Annotated in this window: 17 protein-coding genes; 12 read left to right on the top strand and 5 right to left on the bottom strand. The window is 61.4% G+C overall.

Annotation, left to right across the window (positions count from 1 at the left end; genetic code table 11):
• Positions 1-19: 19 nt before the first annotated feature.
• A complete protein-coding gene (locus tag KKY_RS12075) occupies positions 20-1,855 on the bottom strand; it encodes an ABC transporter transmembrane domain-containing protein (protein WP_014131639.1) in 1,836 nt (611 codons plus the stop codon).
• 184 nt (positions 1,856-2,039) lie between these two features.
• Here KKY_RS12075 and rpmE point away from each other — a divergent pair, with 184 nt between their 5' ends.
• Positions 2,040-2,264, top strand: coding sequence for a 50S ribosomal protein L31 (gene rpmE / locus KKY_RS12080; RefSeq protein WP_014131640.1), 225 nt, complete (start codon positions 2,040-2,042; stop codon positions 2,262-2,264).
• Between the two features lie 73 nt (positions 2,265-2,337).
• Here the strand turns inward: rpmE and rcdA are convergent, their stop codons facing one another.
• Positions 2,338-2,847, bottom strand: coding sequence for a protease adaptor protein RcdA (rcdA, locus tag KKY_RS12085; protein ID WP_041528741.1), 510 nt, complete (start codon positions 2,845-2,847; stop codon positions 2,338-2,340).
• Positions 2,848-3,252: 405 nt separating this feature from the next.
• Between rcdA and KKY_RS12090 the strand changes: the two genes are divergently transcribed.
• From KKY_RS12090 to KKY_RS12100, 3 genes are read left to right on the top strand one after another with little or no spacing between them, the layout of a single operon-like run.
• Positions 3,253-3,621 (top strand): GntR family transcriptional regulator, encoded by a 369-nt coding sequence (locus KKY_RS12090; RefSeq protein ID WP_014131642.1) that lies wholly within the window; start codon positions 3,253-3,255, stop codon positions 3,619-3,621.
• Positions 3,618-4,505 carry an ATP-binding cassette domain-containing protein gene (locus KKY_RS12095; protein WP_014131643.1) on the top strand — a complete coding sequence of 296 codons (888 nt, stop codon included), beginning with the start codon at positions 3,618-3,620 and terminating at the stop codon, positions 4,503-4,505. The genes KKY_RS12090 and KKY_RS12095 overlap by 4 nt, the downstream gene beginning before the upstream one ends.
• Positions 4,502-5,239 carry a hypothetical protein gene (locus KKY_RS12100; RefSeq protein ID WP_014131644.1) on the top strand — a complete coding sequence of 246 codons (738 nt, stop codon included), beginning with the start codon at positions 4,502-4,504 and terminating at the stop codon, positions 5,237-5,239. Before KKY_RS12095 ends, KKY_RS12100 begins: the two co-directional genes overlap by 4 nt.
• 3 nt (positions 5,240-5,242) lie before the next feature.
• Here KKY_RS12100 and KKY_RS12105 read toward each other — a convergent pair whose 3' ends face one another.
• Positions 5,243-5,425 carry a DUF1192 domain-containing protein gene (locus KKY_RS12105; RefSeq protein WP_014131645.1) on the bottom strand — a complete coding sequence of 61 codons (183 nt, stop codon included), beginning with the start codon at positions 5,423-5,425 and terminating at the stop codon, positions 5,243-5,245.
• A 57-nt stretch (positions 5,426-5,482) separates the two neighbouring features.
• Here KKY_RS12105 and KKY_RS12110 point away from each other — a divergent pair, with 57 nt between their 5' ends.
• The 4 genes from KKY_RS12110 (at position 5,483) to KKY_RS12125 (ending at position 9,266) form a co-directional block, all read left to right on the top strand.
• Positions 5,483-6,502, top strand: coding sequence for an NAD(P)H-quinone oxidoreductase (locus KKY_RS12110; RefSeq protein WP_050811814.1), 1,020 nt, complete (start codon positions 5,483-5,485; stop codon positions 6,500-6,502).
• A gap of 102 nt (positions 6,503-6,604) precedes the next feature.
• On the top strand, positions 6,605-7,516 hold the full coding sequence (locus tag KKY_RS12115; RefSeq protein ID WP_014131647.1) for an alpha/beta hydrolase: 912 nt from the start codon (positions 6,605-6,607) through the stop codon (positions 7,514-7,516).
• 120 nt (positions 7,517-7,636) lie between these two features.
• On the top strand, positions 7,637-8,362 hold the full coding sequence (locus tag KKY_RS12120; RefSeq protein ID WP_014131648.1) for a DUF1013 domain-containing protein: 726 nt from the start codon (positions 7,637-7,639) through the stop codon (positions 8,360-8,362).
• 154 nt (positions 8,363-8,516) lie between these two features.
• Positions 8,517-9,266, top strand: a complete 750-nt coding sequence (locus tag KKY_RS12125) for a sulfite exporter TauE/SafE family protein (RefSeq protein ID WP_014131649.1) — start codon at positions 8,517-8,519, stop codon at positions 9,264-9,266.
• 67 nt (positions 9,267-9,333) lie between these two features.
• On the opposite strand, the gene KKY_RS12130 is transcribed toward KKY_RS12125, so the two are convergent.
• Positions 9,334-9,510, bottom strand: coding sequence for a YdcH family protein (locus KKY_RS12130; protein ID WP_014131650.1), 177 nt, complete (start codon positions 9,508-9,510; stop codon positions 9,334-9,336).
• A gap of 210 nt (positions 9,511-9,720) precedes the next feature.
• Here KKY_RS12130 and KKY_RS12135 point away from each other — a divergent pair, with 210 nt between their 5' ends.
• Positions 9,721-9,936, top strand: a complete 216-nt coding sequence (locus KKY_RS12135) for a YdcH family protein (RefSeq protein WP_014131651.1) — start codon at positions 9,721-9,723, stop codon at positions 9,934-9,936.
• A gap of 71 nt (positions 9,937-10,007) precedes the next feature.
• On the top strand, positions 10,008-10,820 hold the full coding sequence (locus KKY_RS12140; RefSeq protein ID WP_014131652.1) for a siderophore-interacting protein: 813 nt from the start codon (positions 10,008-10,010) through the stop codon (positions 10,818-10,820).
• An 83-nt stretch (positions 10,821-10,903) separates the two neighbouring features.
• Here KKY_RS12140 and KKY_RS12145 read toward each other — a convergent pair whose 3' ends face one another.
• Positions 10,904-13,168 (bottom strand): AI-2E family transporter, encoded by a 2,265-nt coding sequence (locus KKY_RS12145; protein ID WP_014131653.1) that lies wholly within the window; start codon positions 13,166-13,168, stop codon positions 10,904-10,906.
• 185 nt (positions 13,169-13,353) lie between these two features.
• Here KKY_RS12145 and purE point away from each other — a divergent pair, with 185 nt between their 5' ends.
• The gene (gene purE, locus KKY_RS12150; protein WP_041528743.1) at positions 13,354-13,818 is read left to right on the top strand and encodes a 5-(carboxyamino)imidazole ribonucleotide mutase; all 465 of its coding nucleotides are present in this window, start codon (positions 13,354-13,356) and stop codon (positions 13,816-13,818) included.
• Positions 13,811-14,905 carry a 5-(carboxyamino)imidazole ribonucleotide synthase gene (locus tag KKY_RS12155; protein WP_014131655.1) on the top strand — a complete coding sequence of 365 codons (1,095 nt, stop codon included), beginning with the start codon at positions 13,811-13,813 and terminating at the stop codon, positions 14,903-14,905. Before purE ends, KKY_RS12155 begins: the two co-directional genes overlap by 8 nt.
• The last annotated feature ends 38 nt before the right edge of the window (positions 14,906-14,943 follow it).

A 14,943-nucleotide genomic window follows, 5' to 3' on the forward strand; every position in this document is an offset into this window, starting at 1 on the left:
CTCTCGGGCCGGAACCGCCCTATCCCGCCAGCGCCTCGTCATTGAGACGGAACTGGAGCTTGGCCAACTCGGCGTAGCGCCCGCCCTTCTTGACCAGTTGATCGTGCGTGCCTTCGTCGATCAACTGCCCCTTTTCGAGCACCAGAATACGATCCGCATTACGGATGGTGGCCAGCCTGTGGGCTATGACCAGAGTGGTACGCCCTTCCATCAACCGCTCAAGGGCCTTTTGGACAAGGTGTTCGCTCTGCGCATCGAGTGCGCTGGTCGCCTCGTCGAGCAGCAGGATCGGGGCATCCTTGAGCAGCGCACGGGCAATCGCCACCCGCTGCTTCTGCCCGCCCGACAGCATGACACCACGCTCGCCCACAAGCGTATCGAACCCTTGCGGAAGATCTTTGACGAACCCGGTCACCAGCGCGGCATCGGCTGCAGCGCGGACTTCAACCATGCTCGCATCGGGCTTGGCAAAGCGGATGTTGTCGGCGATCGAACCGGCAAAGATCACCGGTTCCTGATCGACCGAGGCGAACCGCTGGCGCAGATCGGCAGGGTCGGCATCGCGCACATCGATACCGTCGACAGCGATGGTGCCGGAATTGACGTCATAGAAGCGTTGCAGGAGCGCAAATACCGTCGATTTTCCGGCCCCCGAGGCACCGACAAGCGCGACGGTTTCGCCCGGTTCCACCGCAAAACTGAGCCCCGAGAGGATCGGCGCATCGTCGCGCGTCATATAGGAGAAATCAACGTCCTCGAAGGCCACCTTGCCCAGCGGCGGGACCGGCATGGCGACGGGGTCGGACCGGACGGGAAGTTTCGAGCGCGTATCGAGCAATTCGATCAGCCGCTCGGTGGCGCCCGATACCTGCTGCAGAGTGCCGAACAGGTCGCTCATATTGGTGAGCGCGCTGGTCGCGATCACCGCATAGATGGCGAACTGAACGACCTCACCCACGCTGATCATGCCCGCAAATACCGCCTGACTGCCCAGCCAGACCAGCACCACAAGGGCCGACATGGTGACAAACATCACGATACCGATAAGCAGCGAGCGCGTCAGCAGCCGCTTGAGCTCGGCCCGGTAGGTGGTTTCGGCATAGCCCTGAAAGAGCTGTTGCTGGCTTTCCTCCTGCACGAAGGACTTGACGGTTTTGACCGAGGAGAGCGTCTCTGTGACCATCGCCGAAAGATCGGCGAGCGTATCCTGGGTCACCCGCGAAACATTCTTCATCCGCCGGCCCATGGCAACAAGCGGAAAAACGATGATGGGGATGACGACGATGACCCCCAGCGCGAGCTGGAAATTGGTCAGAAACATCATGAACAGCGCGCCGACCATCAGGATCAGCGAGCGCAACGCCAGCGATGCGGACGAGCCCACCGCGCTACGGATCACTGCAACGTCGGCATTGAGACGCGAGGTCAACTCGCCCACCCGGTTGACGTCGAAAAACGTCGCATCGAGGGTGAGCAGATGGTTGAAGACGTCCTGGCGCAGATCGGCGATCACCCGCTCGCCGATCACCGAGATCAGATAGAACCGCGCGCCGGCCGAAACGGCCATCACCGCGCCGATGACGATGATCAGCCAGGCATAAGAGGAAACGATCTCGAAATTCTCGGTAACGAACCCTTCGTCGATGAAGCTGCCGGCAAAATAGGGAATCGAGAGCGAGGCAATCGCCGCGATCAGGAGAAAGGCCAGCGTCAGCACGAGCCGCAGCGGGTAACGCATGAGATATGGCATCAGCCGGCTCAATGGCCTCAGCGAGGACGCCTGGGCGCCGGCCTTGAGGCGCGGCACTTCGCTTTCGGCATCGGTTGGAGCGGGATTGGCAGCGGTTTCCGACATATCGGGCTATTCCTGTTTGCGCCTAGATAGTCCCTGACTGCCCCGGGGGCAAGTTTGCATCCGGTTTCCCGCCCGCATACCGCCCCTTGCGCTGTGCCGCCGCTTTCTGTAAAAGGCCGCCAACGAATTTGCGAGACGTTTCGTCCGGGCGCGGTAGCGCCCGTTTGATTTAGGGCCCGATCCAATGAAAAAAGACATCCACCCCGACTACCATTTCATCACCGTGGCGATGACCGACGGGACCGAATACAAGACCCGTTCCACCTACGGCAAGGAAGGCGACAAGCTGACCCTCGACATCGACCCAACGACCCACCCGGCCTGGACCGGCGGTCAGGGCAAGCTCGTCGACCGTGGCGGTCGCGTGTCGCGCTTCAAGGAAAAGTTCAAGGGCATCCTGGGTTCGTAAGACCCAAGGCCCCGACAATAAAAAAGCCCGGCCATTGCGCCGGGCTTTTTTATCTCTGTCTATCGGGCACAGATCAGAGCCCGCCAAACGCTGCCTTGAGACGGTCCATCTGGGCCGACAGGGCATTTTCCCCTTCCGGCTCGGCAGGCAGTTCCTCACCGCGTTCGATGCGGTCGAATTTCACCACACGCTCGAACAGACGGTCGCCCTTGGCGATATAGGCCTTCATGGTGTCGGGAATCTCGTCCCAGCCCGGACCACCCCGATCCGATGGCAATGCCGAGAACTTGACCTTGGATTTTTCGCTGCGCGCCTGCACGGGTGAAATCTCGCCCTCGTTGACGGCGCGCTGCAGCAACAGCCACGAGGCGAGCTGCATCAGCCGCGTGGTGAGCCGCATGCTCTCGGTGGCATAGATGAAGGCCCCATCGCGGCCGAGCGCCTTGCTCTCGCCCCGCCCCTCGCCGTCGAGATAAGCCGCGACCTCCTCGATCAGGCCCATGCCCTCACGATAGAGCAGGTCGAACCCTCCCGAGGCCAGAAGCCTGGGCGTCAATGCGACGGCATCGCTGGGGGACCTCATCTCGTCCACGGGCACTCCTCGATCACTACGGATTCTTCAGGCGCAGTCTAGGCGCTTTCGGCCATCCCGTCATTATGGACTGCCAAGGAGTTGCAACTAGCCTTAACGCAATTTGGTTCCGGCGCGCCCTACCCCCAGAAAAGAAAAAAGAGCCGTCAAGCGAACGGCTCTCGAAAGTTAACAGGGAGGCGTCAAACAGAGGGAAGGAACCGCTCTGAAAAACTCCAGCGCAAACTGGATAAGCAAAACCTAAACCGGACGCGTAAAAATTTCCTTAACGAGACTCGCTTTTTTAACCTTACCGGCAAGTGACCACCAATTGTGACCCACGCGAACCACTTGACGCCGCGCAGCAACACCCTTACATGGTTCATTACTTAACTAATGAAGCAAAGAGGATATGTCGTGTTCGATGATGGCTCGCCCATCTACCGCCAGATAGCGGACCGCATCAAAGCCGACGTGGCCTCGGGCACGCTGGCGCCCGACAGCCAGATTATGTCCACCAATCAATATGCGGCCTTTTACGGCATCAACCCTGCCACCGCCGCCAAGGCCTTCGCCCAGCTCGTCGACGAGGGCGTGCTCTACAAGCGCCGTGGCGTCGGCATGTTCGTCTCCCCGGGCGCGCGCGAAACACTCGTCGGAGCCAGGCGCAGCCGCTATTTCGACGACGTCCTCGGCCCGGCCTTGGCCGAGGCCCGGACCCTCGGAATTTCCGGCGACGACATTCTCGATTTTGTAAACGCCCACATCAAAAGGGACCAGCAATGACTCCCACGCTCTCCATCAGAGGCCTCACCCAGATATTCGGTGAAACCACGGCTCTGGACGATCTGACCCTGACCCTGGAAACACCCGGCATCCACGGGCTGCTCGGCCGCAACGGTTCGGGCAAGACCACGCTGATGTCGATCATTGCCGGGCTTCGCAGGCCGACGAGCGGCACAGCAAGTCTCAATGGCATGTCCGTTTACGAGAACTATCAGGCGACCACCGAAATCTGCATCATCAGGGAGAGCGGCGATACAACCGCCGAGTGGAGCGAAACCATTACCGAAGCCTTTGCGCTGGCCAGCGATATGCGCCCCTATTGGGACCCCGACTATGCAAAACGCCTGCTCGACCTGTTCGAATTGAGCGAAAAGATGAAGGTTGCTTCTCTCTCGCGCGGCAAGCGCGCCCAACTTGCCTGCACGCTTGGACTGGCCGCCCGCGCACCGCTCACCCTGTTCGATGAAGCCTATCTGGGCATGGATCCCCCCAGCCGCTACGCCTTTTATGACGCATTGCTGGAAGACTTCATGGCCAATCCCCGGCTGATCGTGCTCTCGAGCCATCACATCGAGGAAGTGGCGCGCCTGTTCGAGGAAATCGTCATCATCGATTCCGGCCGCCTTGTCCTGCACGAGACCGCGGACCGGCTGCGCGGCCGGGGCATAAGCCTCACCGGCGCGGCAACCACCGTCGACGCCCTGGCCACCGGAGCAAGGCTGCTGAGCGAAAAAAGCCTCGGGCCGACCAAATCGGTCGCGCTTTACGACGCCCCTCAAAGCCTTGTTGCAGACGCAAGGCGGGCCGGGGTGGAAGTCGGCACATTGCCCATTCAGGACATCTTCGTCCACCTGACCGGAAAATCGGAAAGGACCGCCCCATGACATCCGCTTCCCTTCCCCGCAGCGAGCCGCTGATCCCGCGCCGGCTGCTATCGGACCAGGCGATCTTCGCTCTCATGGTGTGGGCCGGATTTTCGCTGTTTATCTTTGCTTTGACCTTTGCCGTTTCGCTGGTGCGCGATATCGAGGTGAGCGGCTGGAACCTCGCCGGCCAGCCGGCCCGCTGGTTCGGCTTCGCCATCGGCATCTATGTCGGCTACTCACTGTTTCCGCTTTACGTGACCCATGGCGGCACGAGAAAAGGCTTTTCCGCACAGGCTCTCAGCTTCGCGCTCGCCTATGGCGGACTGCTCGGCCTGCTGTTTACGCTCACCTTTCCCATCGAAGCCGGCTATTATGCCCTCATGGGTTGGCCGCAGGCCCTGCACGGAACCGAGCTTTATGCCCAAGCGCTCGACCTGCCCGTCGTGCTGGTTCAATGGGTGCTCATCATGGTGCTCTGGGTCCTGGGTGGCATCTTCATGGGTGCCACATGGTACCGCGGCCCGATCGAGGGCACGCTTGCCATCATCTTTGGCATCGTCCTTGTCGGCCTGTCGGGCATGGCCATCGGCACCGGCGACGGGCCGTTCGAATGGGCCTATCGTCAGGTGCTGGGCAGCGACCGCCCCGGGCCATTTGAAGCAATCGTGCTGCATCTTGCGGCAATCGCCGTTCTGGGCCTTTTCACATGGGCCGCGTTCAGGAATGCCCCGATCCACAACAAATCGGAATGACCCTCAGAACTTGAACACGGCGTCAGCCGCATTGCGGCTGGCGGTCTTGCCTTCAATAGCCGTTTCCAGACGCGCAATTTCAGCCTTCAGGATTTCGATGCGGTCCTGAAGTTCATCGACCGACAGCGTCTCGAGAGGCATGCCCACCTCATGGACCGGCATGCGGCGTACACCATCGTCTTCCATGCTGATCTCCTCAAATTTGCTCTTGGCCCATTCTGGCGCGCGATTAAGATGGCGTCCATGACTATTCCAGACCAGATGCAAGCGATTGAAATTTCGGCGCCGGGCGGCCCCGAGGTTCTTGAACAAAAAATTGTCGCCACACCCCGACCCAAGCCAGGAGAAGTGCTGATCGCCGTCTCTGCGGCCGGGATCAACGGTCCTGACATCTCCCAACGTCAGGGCGCCTATCCGCCCCCCGCCGACTCCTCACCGCTTCCCGGCCTCGAAGTCTCGGGCATCGTTGCGGCCCTGGGCGAAGACGAAACGCGCTTTGCGCTCGGCGACGAGGTTGTCGCGCTCTGCAATGGCGGCGGCTATGCCGCCTATGTCGCCGTTCCCGCCGGCCAGGTGCTGCCCAAGCCCAAAACCTGGTCGCACATCGAAGCGGCAACGTTGCCGGAGACCTTTTTCACGCTGCAGCAAACACTCATCGAACGGGCCGGGCTGGCAACCGGTCGGACAGTCCTCATTCATGGCGGTTCGGGTGGTATCGGCGCCAGCGCGATCCAGCTTTGCCGCCTTTTCGGCGCGACTCCGATCGCAACGGTCTCCAGCGCGCAAAAGGCCGACTACGCCCGCGCCATGGGAGCAGCCCACACTATCGACTACACCAACGAGGACTTCGTCGAACGCACAAAAGTCCTGACCGACGGGCGGGGCGCCGATATCGTCATCGACATCATCGGCAGCGAGTACGCCAACCGCAACCTCAAGGCCTGCGCCTATGGCGGCCACGTCATTCAACTGGCCATACGGGGCGGCGCGAAAGCCGAAATCAATCTCGGCCTGGTACTCATGAACGCGCTCACCCTCTCAGGATCGACCCTGCGTCCGCAGACCGCCGCAACCAAGGCCCGATTTGCCCAGGGGCTCGCCGCCAGAATATGGCCGGCCATCGAGGCAGGGAAAATCGTGCCGCCGCGCATCAGGACGTTTCCGCTCAAAAGCGCGGCCGACGCTCACCGCGCCATGGAAGCCTCCGACCATTACGGCAAGATCGTCCTGACGATCGACAACCACACACCCGAACTGTTGTGACGGTTTGGCAACGGATCGGTCACGATTGCGTCAAACATCACGACCACACTTGCCAGACATCTCTCTTGCGATGATTTTGGAGCGTCCGGGGGCGCGACCGGTGTGTTCGATATCTTGATTGAAGGCTGGATGAACCAGACGACCCTGCGCCTAGTCGGCGGCCTCGTGCTTGCCTCCCTGATCCTCTATCTGCTGGTGGTGGCCGTTGCCTATACCTTCCAGCGCGAGATGGTCTTCCCCCGCCGCTTCGTAAATGCCCTGCCCTTTGCCGCCATGGTCGGCCCCGATTTCGAGCGCGTAACGCTCGAGACCGCCGATGGTGAAAGGCTCAAGGCCTATTTCAAGCCCCCGCTCGAAGGCGCCCCGATGATCGTTGCCTTCCACGGCAATGGTAGCGTACCCGAACCCCAGGCGGTGCGATTTGGCAGCGCCCCATGGGCCGGCGCCGGCTTTGGCGTCCTTTCCTTTGCCTATCGCGGTTATCCGGGCTCGACCGGGACGCCGAGCGAAGAGGGCCTGCTGCTCGACGCCGAGGCAGCCATCGACTATGCACGCACCCATGCGCCCGGCAGCCGGCTGGTCTTTATCGGCCACTCGCTGGGAACCGGTGTCGCCGTTGCCATGTCCGAACGCTATCCCAGCCAGGCCCTTGTCCTTGAGGCACCCTTTTCATCGCTGCCCGATGTCGTTGCGGCTACGATGCCCTTCCTGCCGGGCCAGTTGGTCCGCGACACCTTCTTTTCCGCGCGGCGCATTGCGGGCAGCCAAGCCGACACCATAGTGATCGTGCATGGCGAACGCGACACGGTGGTTCCCGCCTTTCTCGGCCGTCGCCTGTTCGCGGTGGCTCCGCACGGGGTGTTCATGTCGGTGGAAGATGCCGACCATCTCAACCTGCGCGGCATGCGCGACACCGAAATACTCGATCTGGTCATTAACGGCTATCCGCCCGAACCGACCCCGCAGAGCGAACCGGCCGGCAGTCCCGACCCGCTGGAGACCGGCGCTGTGTGATTGCCGATTGCATGATCGGCGTTTGGCCCTTATATTGAGCGCCAAATTCCCCCTCATCCAAATTCGGCGAGGCGGGCGGCCTGGAGGAACACCGGGCCGCAGCACAGGAGAGATTTACCCATGGCCACACAATTGCTCATGCCCAAGGCGACCGCCGTCTGGCTGGTCGAGAACACCGGGCTGACCTTCAAGCAGATCGCCGATTTCTGCACCCTGCATCCGCTGGAGGTCCAGGGCATCGCCGATGGCGACGTCGCCGGCGGCATTCGCGGCGTGAACCCGATTCAGAACGGACAGCTCAACCGCGAGGAGATCGCCAAGGGTGAAGCCGACGAGAACTACAGGCTGAAAATTTCCGAGCCCAAGGTCAAGGTGGCAGCACCCAAGCGCCGCGGCCCGCGCTACACGCCGACATCGCGGCGCCACGAGCGTCCCAACGCCATCAAATGGCTGGTCCGCAACCATCCCGAACTCAAGGATGCCCAGATCATGCGGCTGGTGGGCACCACCAAGTCCACCATCGAATCCGTGCGCGAAAACACTCACTGGAACGCCGCCAACCTGACCGCTATGGATCCGGTGACCCTCGGGCTCTGTACGCAGATGGAACTGGACATGGAAGTGCGCAAGGCCGCGCGCACCGCCGGCATTACCGAAGATGCGCCCGAAGGGACACGTCTGATGACCGCCGAAGAAGCGCTCAACCGCGCCCAATACGAGCCTGAAGAAGGCGAAGAGCCGGCGCACACCCCTGCCCAGGACAATTACGATGCCGAGCGCGAAGCCGAATCGGTTTTTGCCAAGCTCAAGTCCCTAAAGGGCGCCGACGCAGACGACCAGGACTGAAGGTCCCGCTTTGGTTAGCGAAATGGCCCGTTGCCCAGCGCAGCGGGCCGTTTCGCTTTAACCCGCGACAACGCACTCGCTATCCCGGACTTGACATCGAGGGCATTTGCCCACGCTATGCCGGTCCGTTTCCTGTCCAATCTCCATAGCTCAATTGTCGTTCTTTCTTGTCGCTGCGCTCGCAGTTTTTCTTGTTGCCCTGTCGAAATCCGGTCTGGTCGCGAGCCTGGGGGTGGTTGGCGTTCCCCTGCTGACGCTCGTCATGCCGGCCCGCGACGCCGCCGGCATGATGCTGCCCCTGCTGATCGCCATGGACGTGATCGCGCTGATCGCCTATCGGCGCGAAGTCGACTGGAAGGTGTTCTGGATCCTGCTGCCCGGCGCCATGGTGGGAACGCTCATCGCCTTTTCGCTTTCGGCCGTGGTCAGTGAGGCCATGGTGCGCCTTGCCATCGGCATGATCGCGCTGGCCTTCGTACTCGATGCCTGGCTTCCCTTGCGCAAAAAACTCGAGGGTCTGCCCCCCTCACGGCCCTGGGGAACGTTCTGGGGCTCGGTTGCCGGATTTACCAGCTTTGTGAGCCACACCGGCGGCCCGCCGGTCCAGATCTACATGCTGCCCATGCGTTTGCCACCGGCGCTTTTTGCCGGCACGAATGCGGTCTTTTTTGCCGTGGTCAATGCAAGCAAGATCCCGTTCTATTTCGTCCTGGGTCAGCTTTCGCTCGCCAATATGCAGGCAGCGCTTTATCTCATGCCGGTGGCGATTATCGGCATGGCGCTTGGCGTGTTCCTGGTCAGGCGCATCGACGCCGGCCTGTTTTACAGAGTGGCCTACATCCTGATTTTCCTGCTGTCGCTCAAGCTGATCTATGACGGGATCACCGGATTGTTTTTCGCCTGATCGCGGACATTAAAAAAGGCCGCAGCTTTCGCCGTGGCCTCACAGAAATCGCAAGTCTGGCTGGACCTTAGTGGGCGGTCTCGTATTGCGCGCGCGCCAACTGGTCCTTGAGTTCGAGTTTCTTGCGCTTAAGAGCGGCGATCAGCAGCGCATCGCGGGCGGGATGGCGCATTTCTTCGCTGATCTTTCGTTCCAAATCCTGATGCCGCCGCTCCAGGGAAGTGATGTAAGTCTGTGAGGTCATGGCCACTCCTTTCATCATTGGACGACGGTATCGTCACATTCTTTGCGCCCTTTGTCCAATGGCAAATCTGTGGCAGAAAGGGGTTGGCGTGCGTTGGGGAAAAAGCAAGCACATCTCCCCCCCGACAGCACGAAAAGACAATGGTTTAGCCCGTTTGATCCCGTCGGCGTGGATCAGGCCGCGGCCGGGAGTCCTGTTGGGGAAAGAGGCATGCTGCCATTGGACAAGGAAATCGAAGCCCGGCTTGGGCTCGAACTGGCAACCAAACGCCAGGAACATGCCGATCTCGACGCGGCAATCCATACCCTGACAGCCTCGGGACTGGCCGATATCACACTGATCCAGCGCCTCAAGAAACGCAAGCTGGCCCTCAAGGACCGGATCGTCGAGATCGAGCGCATCGTCCTGCCCGATATAATCGCGTGACATTATGTTAAGTTGACTTGAGCGATCATCATTTGTAGGTCCATCTCGAAGACCCTTGAGGATGACCTGTGATGACCCAGCATACCCGCCTCGTCGAACGCGTTCGCCACGAACTCAAATTCAGGATCGCAAAGGTCCTCAAATCCGAGCGCATCACCCCGCGGATGGCTCGCGTAACGCTGACCTCCGACGATTTCGAGAGCTTCGTTTCGCTTGCCTATGACGATCATTGCAAGGTGTTCTTTCCCGAAGCCGGCACGACGGACTTCCCTGTTCCCACGCGCGGCGAGAACGGGCTGGCTTTCCCCGACGGCAAGCGTCCCGAAGCGCGCGACTACACACCCCGCCACTACGACAACGCAAATCGAACCCTGACGTTGGATTTCGTTTTGCACGGGGACGGCCCGGCATCGGGATGGGCGCAAGACGCAAAGCCCGGCGACATGATCGGGGTGGGAGGCCCGCGCGGCTCTTTCGTGGTTCGGGGTGACTACGACTGGTATTTGCTGATTGGCGATGAAACGGCTCTGCCCGCCATTGCGCGCAGGCTCGAGGAACTGCCGCGCACCACGCGCGCCATCGCCGTCATTGAAATCGCCGACAATGGCGAAATCCAGAAAATCGACGCGCCGGACAACGCCGAAATCCACTGGCTGAGCCGCGAAGGCGCCGAACCGGGCGATCTCCACAAACTGCTCGGTGCCGTCCAGGGCCTCCAATTGCCGCAGGGTGACGGCTACGTGTTCGTCGCTGGCGAAAGCGCGATGAGCAAGGCCGTACGGGCCCACATGGTCGAGGAGCGCGGGCACAATCCCGACTGGATCAAGGCCGCAGGCTATTGGCAGGCCGGCACAGAGGATTTCGACGACGGCCACGCCCATTAGGGCGTGTTCAGACAAAGCAAAGACTTAGAGCAATTGAAGCGATCCAAAGGGGCGCAGAAATGCTCTAGAGGCAAGACCGAAGCCTATGCGATGGCCTCTTGCTGTTCGGCCTCGCGCCGCACAAAAAGGTCTCTGATTTCTGCGGCAACCGGCGCCACCGCGTTTTCAAGCAGGCCGACCTGGGCGTCGTCATAGAGCCTGGGCTCCTGGTCGAAAATCGCCAGGACCGCGCCCAATTGCCCATCCTCGAGCGGGACGGGAACGCCCGCATAGGCCCTGACCCCGCTTTCCACAACGGTTCGTAAATGGGCGTAGGGTGAATGCTGCAGATCCTCGATAATCAGCGTACCGGAGCGCTCGAGGACCTCATGAGCCAGATATTCGGCATGGCTCATTCTGGGCTCGTCATCGCCTGAGTCGGTCAGCGGGACCACGGTCACCATTGCAACCGTCGTGTTGGCCGACCGCGCCAGCCGCCGCAGGGAGCGTGCGATATCGGGATCGGCCGCCGCTTGAGCCGAAACGGCCCTTGCCGCAAGACGCAATTGCGGAATTGCCTCGGGACGGCCGGAAACCGCACTGTCCTCCTCGCCCAGAGCCAAGGCGACGGCATGCGCGGCAAGCGCGATCGAATGGGCAATAAGGTCGATTTCCTCTGTTGTGCCCTCATCCTTGACAGCCTTGTAGTCCGGGTGGAAATAGCCGGCAACGATAACGATGTCTGGCTTGATCCTCTTGAGCCGTCGGGCTGCATAACGGGCATAGACGTCGGGCCGCTCGCCAAGATAGCACAGGCAAGCAACTTCGGTCTCCGACAGGTCCATCTGCGCTATGCCTTCCTTGCGCAGCGCCACCGGCGCCATGACCTGCGCCGAAAACCCCCGTGCACGCACCCTTTCCGCCACCATGAGGGCCATCGCCTGATCGAGCTCGGTCTTTCCGCCGAATACCCGAACCTGCGCGTGCTCCTCGGCATTTTCCGGGGTCGCCTCTGCGATGTCGTCGAGCACCTCGGCCAAGGTCTCGACAACCCGATGCCGGTGGGAGGGGTCGGCGAGATCCCCGGCGACGTCAGCTTCGGCCAAGCGAAGGGCCGGCACCGCGATATCGTCGTAAAAGTCAGCAATGCCGTCCTTTTCGATCTCCCGGTCGGCCAGCTCGATCGCTTCTTCGACATTGCCCGAAATGAGCCTTTGATAGAACCGCTCCTGTGGCAACAACACCGGCGCGCTGCCAAGAATGGTTTCGATAAAGCCCAGCCCCGGCACATAGCGGGCCATGACCACGATGCACACGGTGAGCGGCATGGAGACGATCAGCCCGATAGGTCCCCATAAGGTCGCCCAGAACATGGCAGCCACCAGCACGGCCAGCGGGGTCAGCCCGGTCGAGGTCCCATAGAGCCGGGGCTCGACGATGTTGTTCGAGGTGACCTCGAGCACGAGATAAAGCCCAATGACACCGAACAGCATGGTCCAACCCGGATCGACGGCAACCGAGAGAAGGATGGGGATCGTGGCAATGATAAGCGTGCCCACAAAGGGGATGTAGCGAAAGACGCTGGCCAGCAATCCCCAGAGAATTGCATTGGGCACGCCGAGCACAAACAACCCGGCCCCAAACAGCGTGCCGTAACCGGCACTGATCGTTGCCTGTGCCAGCAGATACCGCCCGACACGGCTGCTGGCCTCGTTCATCGCTTCGGTGCTCGAGCGCAAATCCCCTCGGCTGGCCAGTTTCAGGAACCGGTCGCGCAGCTCCTCGCGTTCGAGCAACAGGAAAATCAGAAAGATGGTAACGATCAGGACCGAAGCGAGTGGTCCGATGATGGAGAAAAATACGGTCTGCGCGGTTTCGAGCGAGCCCATGCCATCATCGGCGATCACCACCTGGATGGGTTCTGGGCTCTGCTCGGCCAGCGTCTCGGCGCTGGCCTCCACCTGCGCGCCCAGCCGCTCCACGGTGGCCACCAGCCTGTCAATGACCCGCCCGCCGCCGAACGTTTCCTGCAACATCCGGAGCTTCTCGCTGATCGTTGCCTGATAGCGCGGCAGATCGGACGCCAGCGAAAGCATTTGTGAAAATGCCAGATAGGCGACACCCGAAATCAGCGCAAGCACCGCCGACACCGAGACAATGACCGCAACGATATGGGGTGTACCTACCCGCCGAAGGCCGTGCACCACCGGCCCCAGCGCAAAGGCCAGAAGCACGGCCAGCACGAGCGGCACGAAAATACCGCGCCCCAGATAGAGCACGGCAACAATCAGAACGAAGGTCAGGATCGCCCCAAGAGGCTGGTTGGCCAATGGCGATGGCGCCGGACTGGCCGGCGTGCGCGTTTCCATAGAAATGTTTCCCAATCCGGGTCTGTCTAGACCCCCCGAAATTCAAAAACGCGACCGCCATGGTTTCGTTCCCGTCTCCGCCAATGGACACGGCGGCTTGAACCTTGGGGGCTTATCGGATACAGCCACGCTTTAGCCAATTGAGGGCCGGGCTCTTGGTTTCATCTCCTCCCATCGCCATCGTCATGGGCAGCCAGTCGGACTGGCCCACAATGCGTTTTGCAGCCGAAACACTCGAAGCGCTCAGGCTCGATTATGAAGCCCGCATCGTTTCGGCACACCGAACCCCGCTGCGCATGGTCGATTTCGCCACAACGGCGCGCGACGATGGCTTTAAGGTCATCATTGCCGGCGCCGGCGGTGCCGCGCACCTCCCGGGCATGATTGCGTCGATGACCACATTGCCGGTGCTTGGTGTGCCAGTGGAAAGCAAGGCGCTGCATGGACAGGACAGCCTGCTCTCCATCGTCCAGATGCCCGGCGGCGTTCCGGTCGGCACCCTGGCCATCGGCAAGGCCGGTGCGATCAATGCCGCCCTGCTTGCCGCTTCGATCCTCTCACTCGCCGATGAGGACCTTGCGGAACGGCTTGCCGAATGGCGCGCGCGCCAGACCAACGCGGTTGCGGAGTTTCCAAAGGACGATGACTGAAAACCACCCTCTCCAGCCCGGCGGCCGCATCGGCATTCTGGGCGGCGGCCAGCTTGGGCGCATGCTTTCTCTTGCGGCCAGCCAGTTGGGCATGAAGACCCATATATTCTGCCCCGACCCCGAAAGCCCGGCCTTCGAGGTAACCCCCAGCAAGACCATTGCCGGCTATGACGATGTCGCCGCGCTTCGCGCCTTTGCCGGGGACGTCGACGTGGTCACTTATGAGTTCGAGAATGTCCCTCTGGCGACCGCGAAAGTCATCGCCGACAATGTGACCCTGCGTCCCGGCGCCAAAGCCCTTGAAGTCAGCCAGGACCGTCTGGCCGAAAAGGCTTTTCTCAGTCATGTCGGCATCGCTGTCGCCCCCTATCGCGCGGTCGGCAGTCTGCAGGACCTGCAAGCGGCAATCTCCGACATTGGGCTCCCTGCCGTCCTCAAAACCACCCGGCTCGGCTATGACGGCAAGGGCCAGCGCATGATCGGCAAGCCCGACGATATCGAGGGCGCGTTTACCGAACTCGCGCCGGGCGCCCCGCTGGTGCTCGAAGCCTATATTCCCTTCGAAAAGGAAATCTCGGTCATCGTGGTGCGCGGCACCGACGGCTCGGTCGTGACATACGATCCTGCGGAAAATGTTCACCGCAACCATATCCTCAAGACCTCGACCCTGCCCGCCACCGTTTCGGACGGGCTGGCCGCAAAGGCTCGGGCCATTGCCGGCGCAATTGCCAAAGCGCTCGACTATGTTGGCACCATGGGCGTGGAGTTCTTCGTCGTCTCCGACGGCGACGATCCGCAGGTGCTGGTCAACGAGATCGCGCCGCGCGTCCACAATTCGGGCCATTGGACGCAGGCCGTTTGCGTCACCGACCAGTTCGAAAATCACATTCGCGCCATCTGCGACTGGCCGCTCGGCGACACCACGCGGCTGGCCGATGTCGTGATGGAAAACCTGATCGGCGAGGAGATCTTCGCCACGGCCTCACGGTCCATCTCCGGCATCCAACCCCATGTTTACGGCAAGGCCGAAGCCCGGACAGGGCGCAAGATGGGTCATCTCAATATCGTAAAGCTCCCCAGAGCCTGACAAAAAGCGCCAATTCCGGGCCTCCCCGGTGGACAAGA

This window comes from Pelagibacterium halotolerans B2, from assembly GCF_000230555.1.
Lineage (GTDB): Bacteria > Pseudomonadota > Alphaproteobacteria > Rhizobiales > Devosiaceae > Pelagibacterium > Pelagibacterium halotolerans.

What these genes read in the sequence shown, in the direction of transcription:
- KKY_RS12075 (WP_014131639.1), bottom strand. Translation starts at nt 1,855, where the DNA reads ATGTCGGAAACCGCTGCCAATCCCGCTCCAACCGATGCCGAAAGCGAA.
- rpmE (WP_014131640.1), top strand. Translation starts at nt 2,040, where the DNA reads ATGAAAAAAGACATCCACCCCGACTACCATTTCATCACCGTGGCGATG.
- rcdA (WP_041528741.1), bottom strand. Translation starts at nt 2,847, where the DNA reads ATGAGGTCCCCCAGCGATGCCGTCGCATTGACGCCCAGGCTTCTGGCC.
- KKY_RS12095 (WP_014131643.1), top strand. Translation starts at nt 3,618, where the DNA reads ATGACTCCCACGCTCTCCATCAGAGGCCTCACCCAGATATTCGGTGAA.
- KKY_RS12100 (WP_014131644.1), top strand. Translation starts at nt 4,502, where the DNA reads ATGACATCCGCTTCCCTTCCCCGCAGCGAGCCGCTGATCCCGCGCCGG.
- KKY_RS12105 (WP_014131645.1), bottom strand. Translation starts at nt 5,425, where the DNA reads ATGGAAGACGATGGTGTACGCCGCATGCCGGTCCATGAGGTGGGCATG.
- KKY_RS12110 (WP_050811814.1), top strand. Translation starts at nt 5,483, where the DNA reads ATGACTATTCCAGACCAGATGCAAGCGATTGAAATTTCGGCGCCGGGC.
- KKY_RS12120 (WP_014131648.1), top strand. Translation starts at nt 7,637, where the DNA reads ATGGCCACACAATTGCTCATGCCCAAGGCGACCGCCGTCTGGCTGGTC.
- KKY_RS12130 (WP_014131650.1), bottom strand. Translation starts at nt 9,510, where the DNA reads ATGACCTCACAGACTTACATCACTTCCCTGGAGCGGCGGCATCAGGAT.
- KKY_RS12135 (WP_014131651.1), top strand. Translation starts at nt 9,721, where the DNA reads ATGCTGCCATTGGACAAGGAAATCGAAGCCCGGCTTGGGCTCGAACTG.
- KKY_RS12140 (WP_014131652.1), top strand. Translation starts at nt 10,008, where the DNA reads ATGACCCAGCATACCCGCCTCGTCGAACGCGTTCGCCACGAACTCAAA.
- KKY_RS12145 (WP_014131653.1), bottom strand. Translation starts at nt 13,168, where the DNA reads ATGGAAACGCGCACGCCGGCCAGTCCGGCGCCATCGCCATTGGCCAAC.
- purE (WP_041528743.1), top strand. Translation starts at nt 13,354, where the DNA reads ATGGGCAGCCAGTCGGACTGGCCCACAATGCGTTTTGCAGCCGAAACA.
- KKY_RS12155 (WP_014131655.1), top strand. Translation starts at nt 13,811, where the DNA reads ATGACTGAAAACCACCCTCTCCAGCCCGGCGGCCGCATCGGCATTCTG.